Genomic DNA, 22,518 nt, shown 5'->3' on the forward strand with positions numbered 1-22,518 from the left:
ACACTTCAGGCTTTCCCTCTTTTTTCTACAATGTTTTTGGGTGTCAAAATCTGGTTGCGAGACATAAAACCTTGAAGAAAAAAGAAGGAGGCAACTCATGTGCCATAAGTTCAAGTGTATCATTTTTTCTTCATCTCAGAAAGAACAAGTTTCATTGCTCTGACGGGGCCCAACCCCCGACCAGCCTAGGCTTTCATATTCAGTACAGCCTCATCATGGCAAAGGTCAAGGGCTTGCTCCTGGCTCAGCATCATCTTCCGGGTCATCCGGGATGAACGGGACATAGGTATCTGCCTCAAGCATGGTGATTTTCCCAGGCCGTTCGGTCTCTATCACCTGATTTAGATATTCCACTTTATCCGATAAAAGAGAGACGGTCGTAATCACTTCAAACTGTGATTTGGTATACATCCGAATCTGATCCGGAAATGAAGGCGTTGGGTTCGGAATAATTTCCGAAATATCCGTCGTCAATTCATTCGGGATTTTAGCCAGTGTCTGACTCAGTTTGGCTTTGAGTGGATCATCAGCCTTCCATTGAGTCAATATAGGCTTCTCCACAGCAACACCAATTGTAGCCGGAACCGTCAAGCTTGTCCCACTGGCCAAAATCGCTTTAAGTGTACCGTCAGAACCAAGCTCATACGCAACGGTGTCATATTCCTGAACCTTGATATTGATAATACCCGGAAATTGCTTGTCCACGGTAACAGTTGAAATGGCCTTGTTGGTCTTGAGACGCTCAATCACCTCGGCAGTACTTGTCCCAAAAAATTGATCGCCTTCTTTCAGACCACTTTTCTCCAGTAGCTCTGAAGTCGCTGTATATACATTACCCGTAATTTCTATTGCCGAAATCCGACTCATGGAAGAACGAAAGAATAATACAGCGAGCAATACAATAAATAGTAATAAGAGAATAATTACAATTCTACGGCTTGTGTTTCCTTTTGGCCGATTCTTCTTCAGAACCGGAATTTGACTTTTAGGCATAAGTAGCGCTCCACAAAGCCTCAGGTCCCCTCCCTTCAAGAGGGGACTCCAAGGACGTTAATTGGCAAAATCCAACTGTTTTGAAACGGGTGACTGTCGCTCAACCGATGCTCCAAGACTTTGGAATAACTTCTCGATCTGATCGTAGCCCCGGTCAATATGATGCACTTGCTCCACAACCGTTTTGCCTTGAGCAGCCAGACCAGCAATGACCAGAGCTGCACCTGCACGAAGATCGGTTGCTTCTACTGTAGCCCCGTACAGACGGGGAACACCACGGATAAATGCTGCGTTCAGATCGACTGAAATATCAGCCCCCATCACATTCAGTTCATCCACATGTTTGAACCGGCCCTCGAATACCGTTTCCTTCATCACACTGAATCCGTCTGCCAGACTGAGCAGCACCATGATTTGCGATTGCAAATCTGTCGGAAATGAAGGATACGGAGAAGTCACAATACGGTCTACTGATTTGGGACGGCTCATACAGCTCACCGTCATTATATCATTGCAGACTGTGATTTGAACACCAGTGCGCTTCAATACATGTATAAGTGAAGTAAGATGAGCAGGATTGCAGTGTGTAAGCGTAACATTGCCACGTGTTGCTGCTGCTGCAATCATCACAGTTCCGGCAACGATTCGATCCGGTATAATCTCATAGGAACAAGGCTTCAATTTCTCAACACCATTGATCGTAATCGTATCCGTTCCTGCACCAATGATACTTGCACCCATAGCATTCAGAAAGTTTTGCAGATCCTGTATTTCAGGTTCTCTTGCCGCGTTGCAAATGGTTGTCGTCCCTTTAGCCAGAACGGCTGCCATCATGATATTCTCGGTTGCTCCCACACTCGGGAAATCCAAAAGAATATCTGTACCCACCAGATTGCGGCCATGGCAGATAATCTGTTGGTCCTGCTCTTCAATCAAAGCTCCGAGCGCTTCCAGGCCCCGGAGGTGAAGATCAATTTTGCGTTCTCCGATGGCACAGCCTCCTGGCTGATACACTGACACATGCCCAAACTTAGCCAGCAATGGTCCCATCAAAAAAATGGAAGAGCGCATCTGCTTCATTAGATCTTCTGGCACATCATATGACCGAATCTGCGAGGTATTAATGGTCACTGTTCCCTGTTCATGCCGACACGTGCATCCAAGCCGTTCCAGGATATACAGCATCACTTCAATGTCCAGCAAGTGTGGAACGTTATGCAGTGTAACTTCTCCATCTGCCAACAAACTTGCGGCCATAATCGGTAAAGCGGCATTTTTTGCTCCATGGATGCGTATGGATCCTGAGAGGGGTTTCCCGCCTTCAATCACCAATTTGTCCAATGTATCACCTCCGGGGTTTACCGTTCACCCACTACGAAGACTTCCGGTACCAGGTTAATACCGTTTTGAGATGATATAGTGCTCTGAATCTGCTGCATTAGGGTGATAACGTCCTCTGCTGTTGCTTGGCCTGTATTGACAATGAAATTGGCATGCATGGTGGATACCTGTGCGCCTCCCTGATTCATGCCTTTGAGCCCTGCTGCTTCAATCAGACGGGCTGCATGATCACCCGGTGGATTTCGGAATACACTGCCTGCACATGCCATCTGCAGTGGCTGTGTGCGTCGTCGGCGATCTTTGTAAGCTGCCATGGTTTCCGAAATGACTTTGCGTTCTCCATGCTGGAGTTCAAATGTAGCTTCCAGCACGATGCCTCTCCGATCATGCAGAACAGAGTGGCGGTAAGCAAAATCCATGTCCTCCTTGCTGTAACGTACCAATTCCCCTGTCTCCAGTACAATCTCAGCGAATTTGAATATCCGTGACACATCCGATCCATGAGCACCTGCATTCATGTATACGGCTCCACCGACAGTGCCGGGGATACCGCTGCCGAATTCCAGACCGGTCCATTCCTTTTTGGCAGCAACCACACTGAGTTTAACAAAAGAATGTGCTGCTCCGGCAGTTACACCACCTTCGTGAAATTCGGCATAATCAAAGCCATCGCCTGGTTTCACAACAACACCACGTATTCCTTTGTCTGACACCAGCATGTTTGAGCCCCGTCCAAGTTGCATCCACGGAATCTGAAACTTGTGAAGCAATTGAACGAGATTCATCATCTGCTCTTTATTCTCGGGAATGACCAGTGCATCCGCAGGACCGCCGATCTTCCATGTGGTGTATTTGGCTAGCGATTCGTTTTCAAGAACTCTGCCAACATTATTCTGGGATAGTAACGACATCCACTGGTGCATGTTTGCTTCCTCCTTTACTTCCAAACCGATGAGCACGGTATTCTGTTGTTGCTAAAGAACGTGCTCTGGCGCCATGGAACGATGGTCACGATTTATACGGTATCTTATGTCAGCCCCGTCTTGTGTGTGACAATCGCCCACAAACGCACTTTACCGGCGTGCAGCAAGACGCTGAATTTCATGAACAAGCACTTCAGCAGCATCGGGTTTACCCAATTTCCGGGAGGCCTCAGCCATTCGTTTTCGTCCCAATTCATCATTCATAATTTTGGCGATGGCTTCATACAGAACTTGGCCTGTAAGATCCTTCTCCAGCATCGTGAGTGATGCGCCCCCACCTTCAAGCGTACGTGCATTGGCTTCCTGATGATTGTTAGTCACGTTAGGCGAAGGAATCAGAATGGAAGGAATGCCCAGTGACGTAATCTCCGCAAGGAATGATGCACCTGCGCGGTTTACAATCAAGGATGTACAGGCAAGCACCTCAGGCATATTATGCACGTAAGGCAAGACATGCAGATGGTTTGGCATCGTACCCAATGAGCTGCGAATGGCTTCACGCGTTTCATCAAAATAGGTATCCCCTGTCACATAAACCACATGTACATCGTCCAGTTGTTCCAGCATTGGCGCCATGTCCACCATGGCCTGATTGATTGCTTTTGCCCCTCGACTGCCACCAACCACAAGAACAACACGGCTGTTCATCGGTACACCTAACGTGGCAAAACCACGATCACGGCTAGCCTGGGCTACCGTAGTCGCACGTGGATTACCGGTGTAGATCACCTTTTTCGCGCCAGAAAACGATTTTTCAGAATCTTCAAAGCTAACTGCAACCGTGTCCACATACCGCATCAAAAATTTGTTCGTCAGACCCGGGATGGCGTTCTGTTCATGAATTATACTCGGAATTCCCAGTTTTGTTGCTGCATATACCACAGGTCCACACACATATCCACCTGTACCTATCACAACATCCGGTTTGAATTCCTTCAGCATTTTTTTGGACTTGCGTACACCTTGAATGAAACGCATGACCGTTTTCAGGTTGTCGATGGACAGTTTCCGTCGAAAGCCGGTAATATCAATGGATTTAAAAGGGATATTTTCCTGGGGAACCAGCTTGCTTTCCAACCCTCTGGTTCCTCCAATGTATAGAAATGTCGAGTCCGGGTTCTCCGCCTCGCATTGTCTTGCTATGGCAACGGCCGGATAGATATGTCCACCCGTACCGCCACCGCTTAGAACGACTCGCATCGCATAGTCACCTCGCATAACGGGATAAATTCACTAAAATGCCCAGTGCTGTGAGCATGAGGGTCAATGATGATCCGCCGTAGCTGATCAAAGGCAAGGTAATGCCCGTTACAGGCATCATGCCAATGACAACACCAATGTTAATAATGACCTGTACGGCGACCATACCTACGATACCCACACCAAGCAGACTGCCAAAGGCATCCGGCACAGTCATGGCTACACGCATTCCTCTCCACACCAGCACCAGAAACAACAATAATACAATCATTCCACCGATAAAGCCGAGTTCTTCGGCCAAAATACTAAAAATAAAGTCCGTTTGCGGTTCAGGTACATAACTGTACTTCTGCCGGCTCATACCCAGTCCCAATCCCGCCAGTCCACCCGGACCAATTGCGTATAAGGATTGAATGATCTGATATCCGGCACCCAGCGGATCGGACCACGGGTCCAAAAACGCTGTGATACGCTGTAACCGATAGGGAGCTGCCGCGATCAATGCTGCAAATCCGGCTACACCACCAAGAGCAAGCAAACCCAGATGTTTCATTCGTGCTCCGGCTGTGAAAATAATAAGCATCGATGCACCCATCATCACCGTGCCTGTCCCCAAATCAGGCTGGAGCATAATAATACCAAAAGCCAAACCAATCAATCCCAGCGGTGGCAGAAGCCCCGTTGTGAAGGTCTTAATTTTGCCCGGTTCCTTGCTCAGCCAGTGAGCGAGAAACAGAATCATGCCCAGCTTCATGAATTCTGAAGGCTGGATACCGAACGAGCCTATGCCCAACCAACTTCGTGCACCGCCGCGAACCACACCGATCCCAGGAATGAGCACCGCAATGAGCATAATAAAACAGGCAATCAATATCGGCTTGGCATATTTCCTCCACACCCGGTAGTCTACGTTAGCGGTGACGAACATGGCCATAAGCCCAAGCACCGCAAACAGGGCCTGTCTTTTAACGAAATAAAAAGAATCGCCATAGTCATGAAAGGCAAGCACCGAGCCCGCACTATATACCATTACGATGCCGATGGCAAGCAATGCCAAAATACTAATCAGCAACCAAATATCTGGTGCTGGTCGCGTCTGTTTCATCAGGAGGCCACCCCTTGCATGGAAGTAGGGGCTTTTCCACCCCCCTACTTACAAGTTATGCGCCGCCTCTTTAAAAATGCGTCCCCGCTCTTCATAGGAAGCAAACATGTCCCAACTTGCACATGCCGGAGATAACAAAACGACATCACCGGCACTGGCAAGCTTCGCTGCTTCCTGCACAGCAACGGTTAACGTCCGGGCAGCGTCCTCCTCATTATCGACGACCTTAATTTGCTTTAATCCGGCAAGTTCCGCGACCTTGGCAATTTTTGTCCGTGTCTCTCCAATTGCAACGACAGCTTTTACCCGTTCCTGGAACAAGGGCAACAACTCCATCATGTCTGATCCACGATCTAGCCCACCGGCAATCAATACGACCGGTTCCTTGAACGAATTCAGAGCCATGACCGTAGCTTTCGAATTGGTTGCTTTGGAGTTGTTGTAGTATGCAGAGCCATTATGCTCCAGGACATATTCAAGTCGGTGTTCAACTCCCTTGAAGTCTGCGAGCGGTGCAGCCAGCACCGCAGGATCAGCTCCTGCCGCTACCGCAATGGCTACAGCAGCCAGTGCATTTTCAACATTAAATCGCCCAGGAAGGCCAATATCCTCGATGTCGATAATGATGTGGTGATCTCCGTTTTCATCTGCGTAGATAACCTGACGCTTCACATCGTCCTCATCTCCATCCACATAAGGAGGATCTGCATACACACCTGTATCCAATTTCTCTGTCACTGAGAAGGGGATCAATCTGCCTTTGATGTAAGGAACCAGACCACGACATACCGCATCATCCCAATTCAGAATGGCTACGTCGTCAGGCTGCTGATTGGCGAACAGTTTGGCTTTGGAAGCCACATAATCATCCATGTTCCCGTGATAGTCCAGATGTGTCTCTGCAACGTTAAGTAAGCTGGCAATCCGGGGACGGAAATCAACCGTTCCTTTGAGCTGGAAACTGCTAAGCTCAACAACCATCCAGTTATCTGGAGAAGCTTGCTCTGCCGCTTCACAGAGAGGTGTTCCTATATTACCGGCAACGATCGGTTTGAGGCCGGCATGTTCCAGCATTTTGCCCACCCAAGTGGTCGTTGTGGTCTTGCCGTTGGAGCCCGTAATCCCGATCATGGGTGCAGCACATAGATGATAAGCAACCTCGACTTCGGTCACCACTTCAATGCCCAATGCCAAAGCTTGCTGCACAGGAGCTGCACGGTATGGGATACCCGGATTTTTGACGACCAGCTTCACATCACTATGAATCAGATCGTCCGGATGTCCTCCGCATACAACAGAAATTCCCAAAGCCTCCAATTCGGAAGCTTCGGGACATTGATCTCTCTCTTTTTTGTCATTAACTGTAACTTTCGCTCCGGCGCGATCTAGCACTTTGGCGACCTGTACGCCGCTTTTGGCCAATCCGAGCACGACTACTTGTTGTCCGCGATATGATTCAGGATGGTTCATGATCTACAACCCCTTGTTGAGATAAAGTCCAAGAGCGGCCAAAATTGCGCCTACCGCCCAGAAGGTAATAACAACCCGCCATTCCGACCAACCACTTAATTCAAAGTGATGATGAATGGGGCTCATTTTGAATACACGTTTGCCACGAGTCTTGAATGATACCACTTGAATAATAACAGACAGGATCTCGATGACAAAAATACCGCCAATGATGACAAATAAAAGCTCTGTTTTAGTTACTATCGCTACCGCACCTATGGCACCGCCAATGCCCAGAGAACCCGTATCGCCCATAAACACTTTGGCTGGATGTGCATTGTATACCAGGAAACCGAGCACGGCTCCAATCATCGCTGCTGCACACACTGCCGCCGGCATCGACGTGGCTTGCATCGCCACAATGGCAAATGCGCCAAAGGCAATCGCACTTACCCCTGACAGCAACCCATCCAGACCATCGGTAAAGTTAACCGCATTGGTAATGGCAAGCATCATGAATACGACAAACGGATAATAGAACCATCCAGTCCAGTCGAACGAGACTGACGTACCCGGAATAGAAATGGCTGTACTGTGTCCATTCTGAATCAGCAAGAAACACATCACTGCACTGAAGAACAACTGGCCCAGCATTTTTTGTCTGGCCGTCAGTCCCAGGGAACGTTTGAACACAATTTTGATGTAATCATCCAGGAAGCCAATCAGCCCGAATCCCAGCGTAGCCACAAGCAAGACATAAAAGTCTGTATTCTTGACAGCCGAAAATTTCAAAAAGGCCAATGTGAACGCAACTAAAATGACGACTCCACCCATTGTAGGTGTTCCGCTTTTTTTCAAATGGCTCTGAGGCCCATCTTCCCTAACTTGCTGTCCGAATTTCATGCGTCGTAACAGCGGAATCAGGAGCGGTGCGGCAATCACCGCCAGAATAAATGAAACGCCGATTGTTAACAGTAATACCTGAAAATCCATGGGTTCACCCCTCTAGTCTACTCGATTCTGTAATGTTGCCATTTGTAGTGCTTCGACCACGTCCTCCAGCTTCATGCCCCTTGAGGCTTTAAACAAGACAACGTCTCTGGGATGTAGTTTCTCCAGTAGATAACGGGTCATTTCTTCTTTATCTATAAAAGCATGCACAGCCTCTGCCGGCATATGCTTTCTTGCTCCTTCGGCAATATGCGCTGATAGCGGGCCGTATACGAGCACCATGTCCATTTTGGCAGATGTAATATACGCTCCAATTCCAAAATGAAGGTCCTGCTCCTGAGGACCAAGTTCAAGCATATCACCAAGCACAGCCACTTTCATGCGGTATCCTTTCAGACCCTCTAGTACATCGATTGCGGCCTTCATGGAGGTAGGACTTGCATTGTATGCATCATTCAGCAGGGTTAGACCACTAACACCTTGAGTAACCTCAATACGCATGCCTGTCAATTTCAAGCGAGACAACCCAGCGGAAATCTGCTCCGTTGTCACTCCAAAATGACGGGCTACAGCCAAAGCAGCCAGACAGTTAACGACATTATGCGTTCCTAGAAGAGGGAGTGTAAATGCATGTTCTCCAGACTGTTTGGTGGTGAAAACGACTCCGCTCTGCGCATTCATAAGTCCGGTAGGATAATCATCATTATCGGTTTGCAGACCAAATGTAAACCGCTGCAAACCATCGGGTTGTTTCGTTGCGGGCTCTTCAAGAACTTGTGCAATTAAAGGCTCGTCTCCGTTGTAGATCAGTAATCCGCCAGGCTTCAGTCCCGCGGCAATCTCGGCTTTGGCTCTGGCAATCTCCAGTCTGGACCCCAGCTGAAGCAGATGAGATTCACCAATATTGGTAATGATCGCTACATCAGGCTGAGCAATAACCGACAGATCGTTAATTTCCCCGCGACCACTCATACCCATCTCCAAAATGATAATCTCCGTATCCGGGGCCATACTTAATACGGTCAGTGGTAGACCAATGTGATTATTGAAGTTGCCTTGTGTCTTATGCACTTTGAATGTAGTTGAGAGAATCGCATCCACGATGTCCTTCGTTGTTGTCTTGCCGTTGCTGCCTGTAATGCCAACAACAGCTGCTTTATTCTCCGTTAGATAAGCCGATGCGAGTGCTTGCAGTGCGACAAGTGTGTCATCCACCACAATGACAGCTCCTTGTGGTGGAATACCATGATCCTTTTGCCAGATCGCCCCTGCGGCACCCTTCTCTAAACAATCTTGCACAAACTCATGTCCGTCAAACCTTTCACCCACTAGCGGGATAAACAAACTGCCTTCCAAGGGTTTACGCGAATCGGTAAACACCCCTTCAACCGTTACATGGCCATGAGCAGCAGCGTCACTTAATGTTCCTCCACACATCTCGGCCAATTGTGCCAATGTTCTTTTCATCAATTGGATTTGCCCCTTATCGCTTCTTTGGCTATGATTCGGTCATCAAAATCGGTTTTGGTTGTGCCGATAATCTGATAGGTCTCATGACCCTTGCCCGCAATCAATACTACATCGGCTGGGCTTGCCATTTCAATAGCTTCATGAATCGCCTGGCGCCGATCCACAATCATCGTATAACGTTCAGCAGGAACAGATTCTTCAATCAGGCCCTGTTCAATGTCTTTGAGAATCAGATCCGGATCTTCTGTCCGTGGATTATCGGAAGTAACCAGTACATAATCACTATACTTCGCAGCAATTTTCCCCATGAGAGGGCGTTTGGTACGGTCCCTGTCACCACCACAGCCAAACACGCAGATTACACGTCCTTCGGCAAACTCCTTCACCGTCCGTAACACATTCTCCAGTCCATCCGGTGTATGGGCATAATCGACAATAACAGCAAATGGCTGTCCTTCGTCCACTCCTTCAACACGTCCATCCACACCCGGAACCGTCTCCAGACTGCGCTTGATCTCTTCCAGCGGAATACCTTCCACCAGTGCTGCAGAGATTGCTGCCATGGCGTTGTACACATTGAATTTGCCTACCATGCGCAAGCGAATATCCGTGCTGCCCGCAAATGTGTCCACGTGGAAAGAAGTTCCTTGAGAAGTGATTGAGATTTGGGATGCACGTACATCGGCCTCTTCACCCATGCCATACGTAATCACTTCAGCAGCCGTCACAGAGATGAAATAATCCGCAGCTGCATCATCTGCATTGATGACCGCGAACTTACGCTGCGAAGCATCTTGCGTATAGCCGTTACCCAGCCGTGCAAAGAACAATCCTTTCGCCCCACGATATTCCTCCATGGAATGGTGGTAGTCCAGATGATCCTGCGTCAGGTTAGTGAATACCGCAGTACGGAAGTTGGTTCCCTTTACTCGTCCTTGTTCCAATGCGTGAGAAGAAACTTCCATGACACAGCAGTCCGTACCCTTCTGAACCATATCATGCAGACTGCGCTGCAGATCAAGCGCTTCTGGTGTCGTTCCTGACATCGGGTAGGTCCGACCGTCATACCGCATTTGAATGGTACCGATCAATCCTGTCTTGCGTCCATAATCACTCATGATTTTTTCAATCAAATACGTGGTTGTTGTTTTTCCGTTCGTTCCCGTAACACCAATCATATTCATCTTCTGGCTTGGCGAGTCAAAAAAGAAATCTGCCAGAACAGCCATTGCAAACCGGCTGTCCTTCACCAGCAATTGTGGTACAGGCAGATCCAGTTGCCGTTCAACCACCAATGCGACTGCACCGGAATTAACCGCTTTTTCTGCATAATCATGACCATCTACCGTATGTCCCGGAAGACAGATAAACAGATCACCCGGTTTTACCTGCCGGGAATCTGTCTGAAGGTTTTGGCATTCTGTATTTGGTTCGCCCACGAGACGGGCGGTGGTCAGCATCGATGCAAATTGTTTTAAAAGCACATGAATAACCTCACTTTTCCAATTATACTTCTGTTTTAGCATATGTCTGTATTTATTAATATCGTCAATACAGCCAAATAATGAAACGCACTTGGATGAACTTTGTTGCGCTTGAAGCCGAAACTGCTCCAGTGCACAAGTTATTCATCCTTCGTGTGATCGTGCGCATCGTTCAGTACATTCCCCATATAAATGCGGATGGTGGATCCCTGATCTACCCTTGCCCCGGGCTTGGGTGCCTGATTGATTACGTATTTACCACTGCCAGACTTGGCCAGCATAAAATTCATGTTCAGGTCTTCGTACAGATCTTCGACAGTAGCTCCTGTCAGGTCTGGAACTGTCACGATTTTGGTCTCACCGTACTTGTATTCTTTCGCGACCTGATCCTTTCGAACAGGGACATTCATATAATGCAACGCATCTTCAAGGATGTTCTGTACAATCGGGGCGGCAACCACGCCTCCGAACTGAATTCCTTTGGGATTATCCACTGCGGTATAGACCACAATCTGAGGGTCATCTGCTGGTGCAAATCCGATAAAGGATACGATATGCTCGGTTGAGGAATAACGTCCGTTGATGACCTTCTGGGCTGTACCTGTTTTGCCACCGACCCGGTATCCATCAATGAATGCTGGACGCCCTGTACCTTTGGCGACAACACTCTCGAGTGCTTCACGTACTTGCTTGGACGTATTCTCCGAGATCACCTGACGAACCAGTTCCGGCTTGGCTTCTTCCATGACTTCTCCCGTAACCGGATGGACCCATGCTTTCGTAACATATGGCTTGTAAAGTTTACCCCCATTGATGGCCGCTGACACAGCTGCTACTTGCTGAATGGGTGTTACCGATACACCTTGACCAAAAGCGGTCGTTGCAAGCTCAACAGGGCCAACTCTGGACAGTTTGAACAAAATTCCACTGGCTTCTCCGCTGAGGTCGATCCCTGTCTTGGTGCCGAAGCCAAAGTCTTTAATATAGGAGAAGAGTGACTCTTTCCCCAGCCTTTGCCCGAGGGCCACAAATCCAGGGTTACATGAGTTCTCCACCACTTGCAAGAAGGTCTGACTTCCGTGTCCTCCCTTTTTCCAGCAACGCAGGCGGGCTCCACCCACCTCAACATATCCGGGATCAAAAAATTGATCCTGTTGCAGATTGACTTTTTTCTCTTCAAGCGCTGCTGCCAACGTAATGATCTTAAAGGTGGAGCCTGGCTCGTAGGTCATCCAGATTGGTAAATTCCGATTGTAGATCTCTGCGGGATATTGCTGATAATCGGCAGGTTCGTATCCAGGCCTGCTGGACATGCCCAAAATTTCACCTGTTTTGGGATTCATCGCTATGGCCAATGCTGAGTTCGCCTGGAACTTCACCATGGCCTGATCCAGTTCTCTCTCCATGATGGACTGAATGGATTTATCAATGGTCAGCTTGAGGTTAAGGCCGTCCTTCGGTTCCACATACTTCTCGGATGAGCCCGGCATTAGCCTTCCGGCCGCATCGGACAAGTAGGACACACTGCCATTCAGACCATTCAGCTTATCATCATATTTCTTCTCGACACCCGTTAAACCCTGATTATCAATACCCGTAAAACCAAGAATATGGGCAGCCAAATCATCATAGGGATAAAAACGTTTATTGTCCTCAGCAACAACGATACCCGGAAGCTTCAAATCACGGATGCGCTGAGCTTTCTCCATCGTAATTTTGCGGCCGCCGGGTTGTAGTCGTACAATCAGTTCTCGTTTCTTGATGGTTGCCAGCACTTTTTCTTCCGTCATTCCAAGCAATGGTGCCAGTGCTTTAGCTGTCGTTTCAGCTTCTTTGACCTGAGCCGGAATGGCCATAATGGTCGGTGTTGTCACATTATAGGCCAGAGAGGTTCCATTGCGATCCAGGATCTCACCTCGCTTGGCTGAATAAGGAATATTACGCCGCCAAGATTCTTCTGCTTTTGCTGACAACTCCGGGCCTTTCCCGAGTTGTACATAAGCAAGCCTGATCATCAGGGCCGAAAATAACAAAACTAAAATCATTAAACTCCATAGCAACCTGCGCCGCAGATTTACACTTGATCCCTTCACGAAAAGATCCCCCCACTCGTCCCAAAATCATGACATTCGTTCCCTTCATGAATATTCAGGACAACCGGGGGTTAGAACAAGCTGTCAGAGCTCCCTATGGTAGCGAAGCCCCGTCTGTTGCTGGATCATCAGAGGATTTGGATTCATTGGCAGGAGCCTTGCTGTTATCTGTTTCATTTGTTCCGTCGGTTTTAACTTCTCCACCCGAAGGCTCTTGTTCCTTCACTTCAGAATCTGACGACGGATCAGAAGAGATTGGAGCCTCATCGGCTATACCTGTCACTGCCGCTTTGGCAGTTTGCAAGTTCAACTTCACGGTTCTCTGCTCACCTGCGACCTGCTCGGTTTGCTTCACGACATAGCCCTCACCTTCGACCGTTACCCCCACTTTCATGAGTGAAAGTACTTCAAGGGCATCACGAAGAGATTCACCTGTTAGATCTGGAATCTTCATCTTGCTGCTTTCTTCCGTTAGCAGATAGATTCGTTGGCCTGGATTCATAGAGGCGCCAGCAACCGGATACTGCCGAATTACATTATCCCCTTGACCAAGAGTAACATAAGCAATACCTGCGCTTAGAAGTTGGCTTCTGGCCTGTTTGGCTGTCTTGCCACTCAGGTCAGGCGCCTTCGCTTGCACGACAGAGACTTCTTTTGACTTTTTGTCAGGAGTTTTGGCAGTGTCCTTCGGTATTCCCATGTATTGAAGAGTCTGGCTGACAATCTTTTTGAATACCGGAGCAGCCGCGGTTCCTCCACCGATGTTGGTTCCATCCGGTTGGTCAATGACAACAAGTATGGCAATCTTCGGATTATTCACTGGTGCAAATCCAATAAACGATACAACGTCTTTGGACTTGCTGTATTCTCCGTTAACTACCTTTCTTGCCGTACCCGTCTTACCAGCTACACGGTAACCTTCAATATAGGCATTACGACCGGTACCAATCGTTTGATCTGCAACCACTTGTTCCAGATAACCGCTCACCAGCTTGGAAGATTCCTTGGAAATCACCTGACGAACCACCTTAGGTTTGATCACTTCCGTGGTCCCATCATTCGGGTTCTTGATCTCCTTCACCAGATGTGGCTCCAGCAATTTACCGCCGTTGGCAATCGCAGAGATAGCTGCGACCTGTTGAATTGGTGTTACCTGTACAAGACCATGACCGTAGGCTGCCGTGGCAATCTCGGATTTGAAAACCAGTGGTTTAATTGGTGATGCTGCCTCATTCGGTAGATCAATGCCTGTTTTTTTACCGAAACCGAATTCGTCTATGTAATGACGCAGACGTTCACCGCCCAACATGTTGTAACCCAGATTAACAAAAGCAATGTTACTGGAGCGCTTTACACCTTCAAGGTAGGATATTCGTCCGTAAGAATGACCGTTATCACTAATCGTATATCCGCCAATATAGGTCGGTTTGGATTCGAAACTAGCATTGGGATCAAAGAGTTTTTCTTCCACAGCTCCTGCCAGCGTAACTATTTTGAATGTACTACCTGGCTCATAGATGGATTGAGTGGCATGATTGATAAAATTCTTTTGATCAGGTGTACTCCCATACGAATTAGGGTTAAAGGTTGGCCAATTCGCCATGCCTAGAATCTCCATCGTGCTCGGATCTGCTGCAATGACCGTCATACTCAGTGGATTATATTTAGCAACGGCTTCTTTCATTGCATCCTCAATGTAAAACTGGATCGTGTCATCAATGGTTAGCGTAAGGTTTTTCCCGTTCTGAGGCGGCAGATAGTTATCCTGTGAATCCGGAAGTTTGATGCCTTTGGCATCCTTCTGATAATTCAAATATCCGTCTGTACCAGTCAGTGCTTCATCATATGAGACTTCAAGTCCATTGACAGCTTTCCCGTCACGGCTCATATATCCCAAGAGGTGAGAAGCAAGTGTTTCTTCAGGGTAAAAACGCTTCGACTCTTGAGCCATGACAATGGCATTACGAGCCTTGTATTCTTCTTGTAATTCCTCACGCAGTTCGTTGACTTTTTCCGCAAGCTCAGGACTTATCTTATACCCTTCACTGCGTACTTCACGCTGCTGATAGAACTTGCCATCTTCCTTTTTCGCTGTGACCAGAGCACGCATCTCACTCTCATTTTTACCAAGAAGGGCTGAGAGCTTTTCTGTCACTACATCCTGAATCCCAAGTTCATTAATCAACAGAGGATTCACGGAAACCGTGTATGCAGGCGCATCAGTAGCCAGAACGTTACCATTGCGGTCCGTAATCGTCCCACGTGCGGCCTTAATCGTCTGTTCCCGCTCTACCAAACCGGCCGCCCGTTCCTGCCATACACCGCCATTTACTACTTGAATGAAGAAGATTCGGGTTACGAGTACAAGAAAAAAGAGGGTAATACATCCCCCTATAAGCAACGTGCGCATCTTTATTCTTTTTATCATCGGAACACCTCTTTACTTACTGCTTGCTGTATTCGAAGACGATTCAGTACCTGTTGATTTCGTACTTGTTGAGCGTGGTACAAAAATAACATCCTTACCGGAAGCTTCGACGTAACCAAGTTGTTTTGCATTTTCGATGACCTGATTATTTAAGGTTTCTTTTTCCACCTGCAGGTCTGCAATTGTCTTCTCATACCCCTTGATATCCGTAATAGTAGCCTGGGCCTGTTTGTTCAGATCATAGATATGAGCATAACGAGACATTAAAGCTCCACCAACAAGGATAACTGCAACCAGGGTAATCAGATACAAAATCTTCTCGCGTGCCGGAAGACCCGTACGACGGGTCACCACTTTGGTGGTTTCTTTGTATCGTTGCTGGGTCACACGTTCCTGGGACGCTTTTTCTTTTACAGCGAGATTACCACGTGTATATGCCATACTCCGATTCTCTCCTCCACTCTTGATCTACAATTTCTCGGCAACGCGCAGCTTGGCTGAACGAGCACGTGAATTTTCGGCCAATTCCGTTTCCGTTGGAATTAGCGGTTTTCTGTTAACTAAACGCAGGGTACCCTTGCCGCCGCATACACACAACGGAAAGTCGGGTGGACATGTACATTTTTCCAGATAACTGCTGAAAATTTGTTTACATATCCGATCCTCAAGGGAGTGGAAGGTAATAACAGATACACGTCCTCCTGGTGCCAGACAACGAACAGCCTGATGCAAGCCTTCTTCAAACGCACCCAACTCATCGTTAACGGCAATACGTAATGCCTGGAAGCTGCGCTTGGCAGGATGTCCACCCGTACGGCGAGCTGCCGCCGGGATGCCTTCCTTGATCAGTTCCACGAGTTCACCTGTCGTCTCAATGGTGGACTGCGCTCGTTTTGCGACGATAACACGGGCAATTCTTCTCGAAAACTTCTCTTCACCATAGCGATACAAAATTCGAGCAATCTCTTCTTCTGGCCACTCATTCACAATCTCTTTGGCCGTCAGCATTGCATCCTGGTCCATTCGCATATCGAGCGGAGCATCGTGATTGTAGCTGAATCCACGTTCTCCTTCATCAAATTGCGGAGATGACACACCCAAGTCGTACAAAATACCGTCGACCTGTGGTGCACCATCCTTCATTGGCACATCCAGATCCTTAAGTACCTGTTCCAGATCTCGAAAATTGGTTTTCACCAATGTTACACGATCTCCATAGGCAGCGAGCTTCTCGCGCGCATTATCCAAAGCCCAATCATCCTGATCTAGTGCGATCAGACGTCCCCCTGGACCGAGCTTGGACGCAATCACGGAGCTGTGTCCGCCACCGCCTAAAGTGCAGTCCACGTATATACCGTCCTGCTTGATGTTTAATCCCTCTGTTGCCTCTTCTTTGAGTACGGTTATGTGGTGAAACAACCTGCACCCCTCCTGACTTTATAAATCAAAATTAAAATCGACCAGCTTTTCGGCAATGTCGTTGAATGCTTCTTCGGATTGATTGAAATAACTCTCCCATATGCCTTTGCTCCAAATCTCCACCCGGTTCGACACGCCAAGGACAACACAATCCTTGTCCAGCTTGGCATACTCTCTTAGATTGCCCGGCAGATTTACCCTGCCCTGTTTGTCCAGTTCACATTCGGTTGCACCCGAGAAAAAAAACCGGGTAAACGCACGTGCGTCAGATTTCATCAATGGCAGTGCTTTGAGCTTCTGTTCCATGACCCCCCACTCCTCCATGGGGTACACGAAAAGACACTGGTCCAAACCCCGTGTGACAACGAAAGACGGTCCCAGAGATTCGCGGAATTTGGCCGGAATGATAACCCGACCCTTATCATCAATGCTATGTTGGAACTCCCCCATAAACATTGGCCCACTCACTCCTCACCCGTTTCTCCCACTTTGCCCCACTTTCCACCACCTAAGCATAATAGATTCGCACAAAAAAATCAAAACCCTTCTTGCAATACTTGATTTTTTAATTTTTCAGCATAAAAAAACGTCTTTGATCCTGTCACTCAGGATCAAAGACGTTTCCCGTAAACGGGCAATCGTATGTCTACACGCACATGAGCCATATCATCAATAAACCATTCTATACCCTTTGAATCAATTCATCAGCTTGTAATTATTGGATAAAACTTAAAATTTCCAGCTATCCAGGTATTTTTCTTGCTCAGCCGACAAAGAGTCGATACCAATATTCAAACTTTCCAGTTTATAGCTGGCAACCTGTTGGTCAATATCATAAGGTACATTAACAACGTTTTTACCTAACTCCGCATAGTTCTCACTCACATAACGCAGGCCCAGAGCCTGCAGAGCAAACGTCGTATCCATGATTTCGGCAGGGTGACCATCTGCTGCACCTAGATTCACGAGACGACCTTCTGCAAGAAGGTACATTTTGCGACCGTCTTTGAAACGATATTCCTCAATGTTACGGCGAACCGTGCGAATCGATTCCGAACGTTTAGCCAGTTCAGGTTTGTTCACTTCAACATCAAAGTGACCTGCATTACTCAGGATTGCTCCGTCCTTCATCACATCGTAATGCTCGCCCGTGATAACATCCTTATTGCCTGTAACTGCGATAAAGAAATCACCCAATTTGGCTGCTTCCACCATCGTCATGACACGGAACCCATCCATATGTGCTTCTACCGCTTTGATTGGATCAATCTCGGTTACGATCACATTCGCTCCAAGACCTTTGGCGCGCATCGCTACACCTTTACCACACCAGCCATAACCTGCTACCACTACGTTTTTGCCAGCGACAACCAAGTTGGTTGTACGAATAATGCCATCGAATGCAGATTGTCCTGTACCGTAGCGATTATCGAACAGATACTTGCAGTATGCGTCATTAACTGCAACCATTGGAAACTTCAATTGGCCTTCTTTCGCCAATGCTTTCAAACGAATAATACCCGTTGTCGTTTCTTCTGCTCCGCCGCGAATTGTTGCTGCGAGGTCAGGGCGCTCGGATGCAATAATGGTTGCAAAGTCTCCGCCATCATCAATAATGAGATCAGGCTTCACTTCAAGCGCACGCAGTTGCAGAGATTTGAATTCCGCAGGTTCCGGATTGTATTTCGCATATACGGTAACACCGTCTTCCACTAATGCTGCGCAGACATCATCTTGTGTGGACAATGGGTTACTGTGCGTAATCGTTACTTCCGCCCCACCCGCTTGGATCACTTTTGCCAAGTAAGCTGTTTTTGCCTCCAGATGAAGACATATCGCAACCTTCAAACCTTTGAAAGGCAGATCCTGTTCGAACTGGCGACGAATGCGGTTTAATACCGGCATATGTGCCTCTACCCAGTCTATTTTCAGATGACCCTCTGAAGCGAGTCCCATATCTTTAACAATACTGTTTTGCAACGCAGGTGTAGTCATTCCATATCCTCCTTGTTTATGTGTTTCTTCTATTATAAAGGGCTCTATAGTTCAATAACCTTGTGCTCTCCAAGGAATTCGCTTGAGGTCTTAATCAGTTCTTCGATCCACTCGGAGCCATAACGATTCAGGTAAAAGAGTGCATTATGTACTCGTTCCTGTGGTTTGCCCGTTGGAAACAAGGAGTTTTGAATGCCGTTCCAGTGCCTTAGGCTCACATTGTGTTTATCTTCAATGGCTTTGTGAGTCTGCTGTTTCAGATACTGCATTTGCTCGTTGATTTTACTCAAATTGGTATCGCCAATTCGCTCCAGCCCCGGATGAATCTCCGCGATCTCATCTAGCAATGGTCCATACAGATCAAGAAACGCTTCCTGAACCTTGTCAAACTGCTCATCTACATGGAACGTCTCCTGTTGTGCTAGCCACTGTTCCTTCTTTTCTTCCAGATGATATTGTACATCCTGGAAAGAAAGTCCATATTGTTTCATATGTTTGTGATGAATATCTTCCATAATAGTGAAAGACAACCGCGGCAACAGAATGGGCATTTGCAGTCCGAACTGACAAAATGCTTCCCGAGTCAAACCCCAATATGCAATTTCACCTTGCCCCAAAATCACAGCGGCTACAGGCAGCACGGAATCCTGCATTAAAGGTCGCGTCAATACGTTGTTACTGAAGCGCTCCGGATGTTCTTCCAGTTCCTGAAGCAAACGCTCCTCCGTGAAAGAAACCAAACCTTTGCGATCACTATACAAACCGTCCTTCAACAACAGGAGCAGACGCGTACCTTCGTGAATGTAGAACAGATTCGCTCCATCCTCTGCTACTTCGGCAGGCATAGCATAACCCGCTTGTTGAACCAGCGAAGCTCCTTGTGCATATGCGTTGCGCAGCACTTCATTTTTGCGTATCATCCGCTCAAACACGGGCTGTTCCAACCTGCGTAACTCTGGATCGGCTGCATCCATTAGAACAAGTCCACTGCTGGCAAACAAGGCAGATATCATACGGGCAAATGCATCACTCAGATTTGAACTGGATTGATGGATCTCCGTGATACTTTTCATCAATCCTGGTTTATGTATCGTATCAGGTAACAGATGCTCCACCTGTTCGAGTACATTCATCCATTGCTGCGTATCCACATGAACATTACTCACAGAATCCCTTCCTGCGAACCGTCCTTGTAACTTGATCTTCTTCATATCTCCCTGATGATCAGGTAGATACGTATGATTAACTTCATCCCAGTCATGGTCTTCACCGGCAATCCAAAATACGGGGACTACCGGACGTTGAAGTTTATCTTCCGCTTCACGCGCAGCTGCCACTACACTGGCGGCTTTGTATATGACGAACAGTGGTCCGGTGAGCAGACCGCTCTGCTGTCCTCCTGTAACCACCAGTGCATCTTGTTCTGCAAGACGTGTAATGGACGCATGAACCTCTTCATGGTCGTTCACCCGCTTATTATATATACGTAAATACTCTGCCAGATCACGACGATCAATACGTGTGTTCTCCGATTGATCCAGCCATTCGGCACGCGCCTGAAGTCCTGATTCCCAGCGAATGTCATACTCGTAAAGGCCACGCGCAGCATCTCTTGAACAGATATAATCTTCTGCAAGTCTTGATCCGCTGCGGAGTGCCTCGGTAATACCGTTCATGAGGTCTGCCTCCTATTCTGCTTCAAAGAGCCTTTCTTGATTGTACCGAATTCAAGGCCGCTTCGTCAAAAGAAAGTGATGAAAATACGAAAAAAACCGCCGAACGAGTCGGCGGCACTTAATACATCAATAATAGCATATCGCTTTAATATTCCTATTATACGTAAGGCTCTGCAACCCAGTGACCTTTGGAAACCTCAATCAATTGAGCATTTTCCAGATTGTACGGGTCATTCGCAGGACCGCCAGATCCATTCTGAATCGGGTTCATATGCTCTTCCGGCAGCAAGATGCGACGTTTGTTCGCTTCCACTTCCGGATCAGGCACAGGGATCGCTGAGAGCAACGTTTTGGTATAAGGATGGACAGGATTCGCATACAGTTCTTCACTTTCTGCGAGTTCAACCACTTTACCCATGTACATTACAGCGACACGGTCACTGATATGTTTAACCATTGACAAGTCATGCGCAATGAACAGGTATGTCAAACCGAGACGTTGCTGAAGTTCTTCAAGCAATTTAACGACCTGCGCCTGAATGGATACATCCAGTGCAGACAATGGCTCATCACAGATGATGAATTTAGGGTCTACAGCAAGTGCACGCGCAATCCCGATCCGTTGTCTTTGACCACCGGAGAATTCATGTGGATAACGAAGTGCATGACTTGGATTCAGACCTACCAGATCAAGCAGCTCTTCCACTCTTCTCTTGCGCTCTTTGGAGCTGGAAGCCAGGCCATGAATATCCAGGGACTCCCCGATAATATCCATAACGTTGAAACGCGGGTTAAGAGATGCATATGGATCTTGGAAAATCATCTGCATATCTTTACGCATTTCTTTCATTTTGCGCGGGGACAACTTGTAGATATCCGTTCCGTTGAAGTTAACATTTCCGCCAGTTGGCTCATAAAGACGCAGAATGGTACGTCCTGTTGTGGATTTACCACAGCCGGACTCGCCTACAACGCCAAGCGTTTCACCTTCAAAGATATCAAAGCTTACGTCATTGACCGCTTTGAGAATGTTACCTTTACCCAAATTAAAGTACTGTTTCAAGTTTTTCACTTGTACCAGAGGCTTATTGCTGCCTTTGATAATACCAGCCGGAGCTGGTTTTTCCTTTTTGGGCTCGTCCAGACGAGGCAAAGCATTCAGCAATTTAATGGTGTATGGATGTTGAGGGTTACTAAAGATTTCAGCAGTTGTTCCTGTTTCAACAACTTCGCCTTCCTTCATAACAACAACACGGTCACACATACCCGCTACGACACCAAGGTCATGCGTGATCAGCATGATCGATGTTCCAAGCTTTTGCTGCATGTCTTTCATGACATCCAGAATTTGAGCCTGAATGGTAACGTCAAGTGCAGTTGTCGGCTCATCCGCAATCAGAAGGGATGGACGACATGCAAGCGCGATTGCAATCATGGCACGCTGACGCATACCACCAGAGAATTGGTGTGGGTAATGATTCATGCGGATTGCCGCATTTTTGATTCCTACAAGTTCCAGCATTTCCAAAGCAGCTTTATCCGCCGCTTGTTTGGACATGTTCTGATGCTTGCGCAATACTTCGGTAATTTGTTTACCAATTTTAATGGTAGGATTCAAAGAAGTCATTGGATCTTGGAAGATCATACCGATATCTTTACCACGAATCGCTTCCATTTGTTTATCTGTCTTATTCAACAGGTCTTGCCCGTGAAAAGTAATTTCTCCGCTTTTGACCTTCGAAGGCGGGGAGGGAATCAATTTCATGATGGTTTGGGCGGTAACACTCTTACCACTACCAGATTCACCTACGATCCCCAGCGTCTCTCCTTTGCCAATTTCAAAACTCACATTTTTAACGGCATCAAATTCACCAGAGCGCGTTGAGAATGACACGCTCAAGTCCTTGACTGTTAAAATCGGCTCCATAATC

Annotated in this window: 17 protein-coding genes; all 17 read right to left on the reverse strand. The window is 47.5% G+C overall.

All coding sequences use genetic code 11. From position 1 onward, the window contains the following. Positions 1-225 precede the first annotated feature (225 nt). On the reverse strand, positions 226-993 hold the full coding sequence (locus MKZ12_RS20785; RefSeq protein ID WP_339256420.1) for an FtsQ-type POTRA domain-containing protein: 768 nt from the start codon (positions 991-993) through the stop codon (positions 226-228). Between the two features lie 57 nt (positions 994-1,050). Beyond that, positions 1,051-2,334 carry a UDP-N-acetylglucosamine 1-carboxyvinyltransferase gene (gene murA, locus MKZ12_RS20790; protein ID WP_339235916.1) on the reverse strand — a complete coding sequence of 428 codons (1,284 nt, stop codon included), beginning with the start codon at positions 2,332-2,334 and terminating at the stop codon, positions 1,051-1,053. A gap of 17 nt (positions 2,335-2,351) precedes the next feature. Beyond that, the gene (murB, locus tag MKZ12_RS20795; RefSeq protein ID WP_253439319.1) at positions 2,352-3,257 is read right to left on the reverse strand and encodes a UDP-N-acetylmuramate dehydrogenase; all 906 of its coding nucleotides are present in this window, start codon (positions 3,255-3,257) and stop codon (positions 2,352-2,354) included. Between the two features lie 150 nt (positions 3,258-3,407). Beyond that, entirely contained in the window at positions 3,408-4,517 is a 1,110-nt protein-coding gene (gene murG / locus MKZ12_RS20800) for an undecaprenyldiphospho-muramoylpentapeptide beta-N-acetylglucosaminyltransferase (RefSeq protein WP_339256422.1), read from the reverse strand. A 7-nt stretch (positions 4,518-4,524) separates the two neighbouring features. Next, a complete protein-coding gene (gene spoVE / locus MKZ12_RS20805; protein ID WP_253439323.1) occupies positions 4,525-5,622 on the reverse strand; it encodes a stage V sporulation protein E in 1,098 nt (365 codons plus the stop codon). A gap of 48 nt (positions 5,623-5,670) precedes the next feature. Then, positions 5,671-7,092: a UDP-N-acetylmuramoyl-L-alanine--D-glutamate ligase gene (gene murD, locus MKZ12_RS20810; protein WP_339256424.1), complete on the reverse strand. Its 1,422-nt coding sequence runs from the start codon at positions 7,090-7,092 to the stop codon at positions 5,671-5,673. 3 nt (positions 7,093-7,095) lie between these two features. Beyond that, positions 7,096-8,064 carry a phospho-N-acetylmuramoyl-pentapeptide-transferase gene (gene mraY / locus MKZ12_RS20815; RefSeq protein WP_278298911.1) on the reverse strand — a complete coding sequence of 323 codons (969 nt, stop codon included), beginning with the start codon at positions 8,062-8,064 and terminating at the stop codon, positions 7,096-7,098. A gap of 12 nt (positions 8,065-8,076) precedes the next feature. After that, positions 8,077-9,489 (reverse strand): UDP-N-acetylmuramoyl-tripeptide--D-alanyl-D-alanine ligase, encoded by a 1,413-nt coding sequence (gene murF, locus MKZ12_RS20820; RefSeq protein WP_339243147.1) that lies wholly within the window; start codon positions 9,487-9,489, stop codon positions 8,077-8,079. Further along, complete coding sequence (locus tag MKZ12_RS20825) at positions 9,489-10,976, reverse strand: UDP-N-acetylmuramoyl-L-alanyl-D-glutamate--2,6-diaminopimelate ligase (protein WP_339256427.1); 1,488 nt, start codon at positions 10,974-10,976, stop codon at positions 9,489-9,491. The genes murF and MKZ12_RS20825 overlap by 1 nt, the downstream gene beginning before the upstream one ends. A 140-nt stretch (positions 10,977-11,116) precedes the next feature. Beyond that, complete coding sequence (locus tag MKZ12_RS20830) at positions 11,117-13,069, reverse strand: stage V sporulation protein D (protein WP_339256429.1); 1,953 nt, start codon at positions 13,067-13,069, stop codon at positions 11,117-11,119. A 94-nt stretch (positions 13,070-13,163) separates the two neighbouring features. Continuing rightward, positions 13,164-15,497, reverse strand: a complete 2,334-nt coding sequence (locus tag MKZ12_RS20835) for a penicillin-binding transpeptidase domain-containing protein (protein ID WP_339256430.1) — start codon at positions 15,495-15,497, stop codon at positions 13,164-13,166. A gap of 12 nt (positions 15,498-15,509) precedes the next feature. Beyond that, the gene (locus tag MKZ12_RS20840) at positions 15,510-15,938 is read right to left on the reverse strand and encodes a hypothetical protein (protein WP_339235933.1); all 429 of its coding nucleotides are present in this window, start codon (positions 15,936-15,938) and stop codon (positions 15,510-15,512) included. A gap of 27 nt (positions 15,939-15,965) precedes the next feature. Beyond that, complete coding sequence (rsmH, locus tag MKZ12_RS20845) at positions 15,966-16,916, reverse strand: 16S rRNA (cytosine(1402)-N(4))-methyltransferase RsmH (protein ID WP_339256432.1); 951 nt, start codon at positions 16,914-16,916, stop codon at positions 15,966-15,968. Between the two features lie 18 nt (positions 16,917-16,934). Next, positions 16,935-17,372: a division/cell wall cluster transcriptional repressor MraZ gene (gene mraZ, locus MKZ12_RS20850; RefSeq protein ID WP_017687291.1), complete on the reverse strand. Its 438-nt coding sequence runs from the start codon at positions 17,370-17,372 to the stop codon at positions 16,935-16,937. Positions 17,373-17,645: 273 nt separating this feature from the next. Further along, on the reverse strand, positions 17,646-18,911 hold the full coding sequence (locus tag MKZ12_RS20855; protein ID WP_278298908.1) for an adenosylhomocysteinase: 1,266 nt from the start codon (positions 18,909-18,911) through the stop codon (positions 17,646-17,648). A gap of 44 nt (positions 18,912-18,955) precedes the next feature. Continuing rightward, a complete protein-coding gene (gene bshC, locus MKZ12_RS20860; protein ID WP_339256434.1) occupies positions 18,956-20,587 on the reverse strand; it encodes a bacillithiol biosynthesis cysteine-adding enzyme BshC in 1,632 nt (543 codons plus the stop codon). A gap of 157 nt (positions 20,588-20,744) precedes the next feature. Then, positions 20,745-22,514, reverse strand: coding sequence for an ABC transporter ATP-binding protein (locus MKZ12_RS20865; RefSeq protein WP_339256436.1), 1,770 nt, complete (start codon positions 22,512-22,514; stop codon positions 20,745-20,747). Positions 22,515-22,518 lie beyond the last annotated feature (4 nt).

It is taken from the genome of Paenibacillus sp. FSL R5-0713 (assembly GCF_037973325.1).
In the GTDB taxonomy this organism is placed as follows: Bacteria; Bacillota; Bacilli; order Paenibacillales; family Paenibacillaceae; genus Paenibacillus.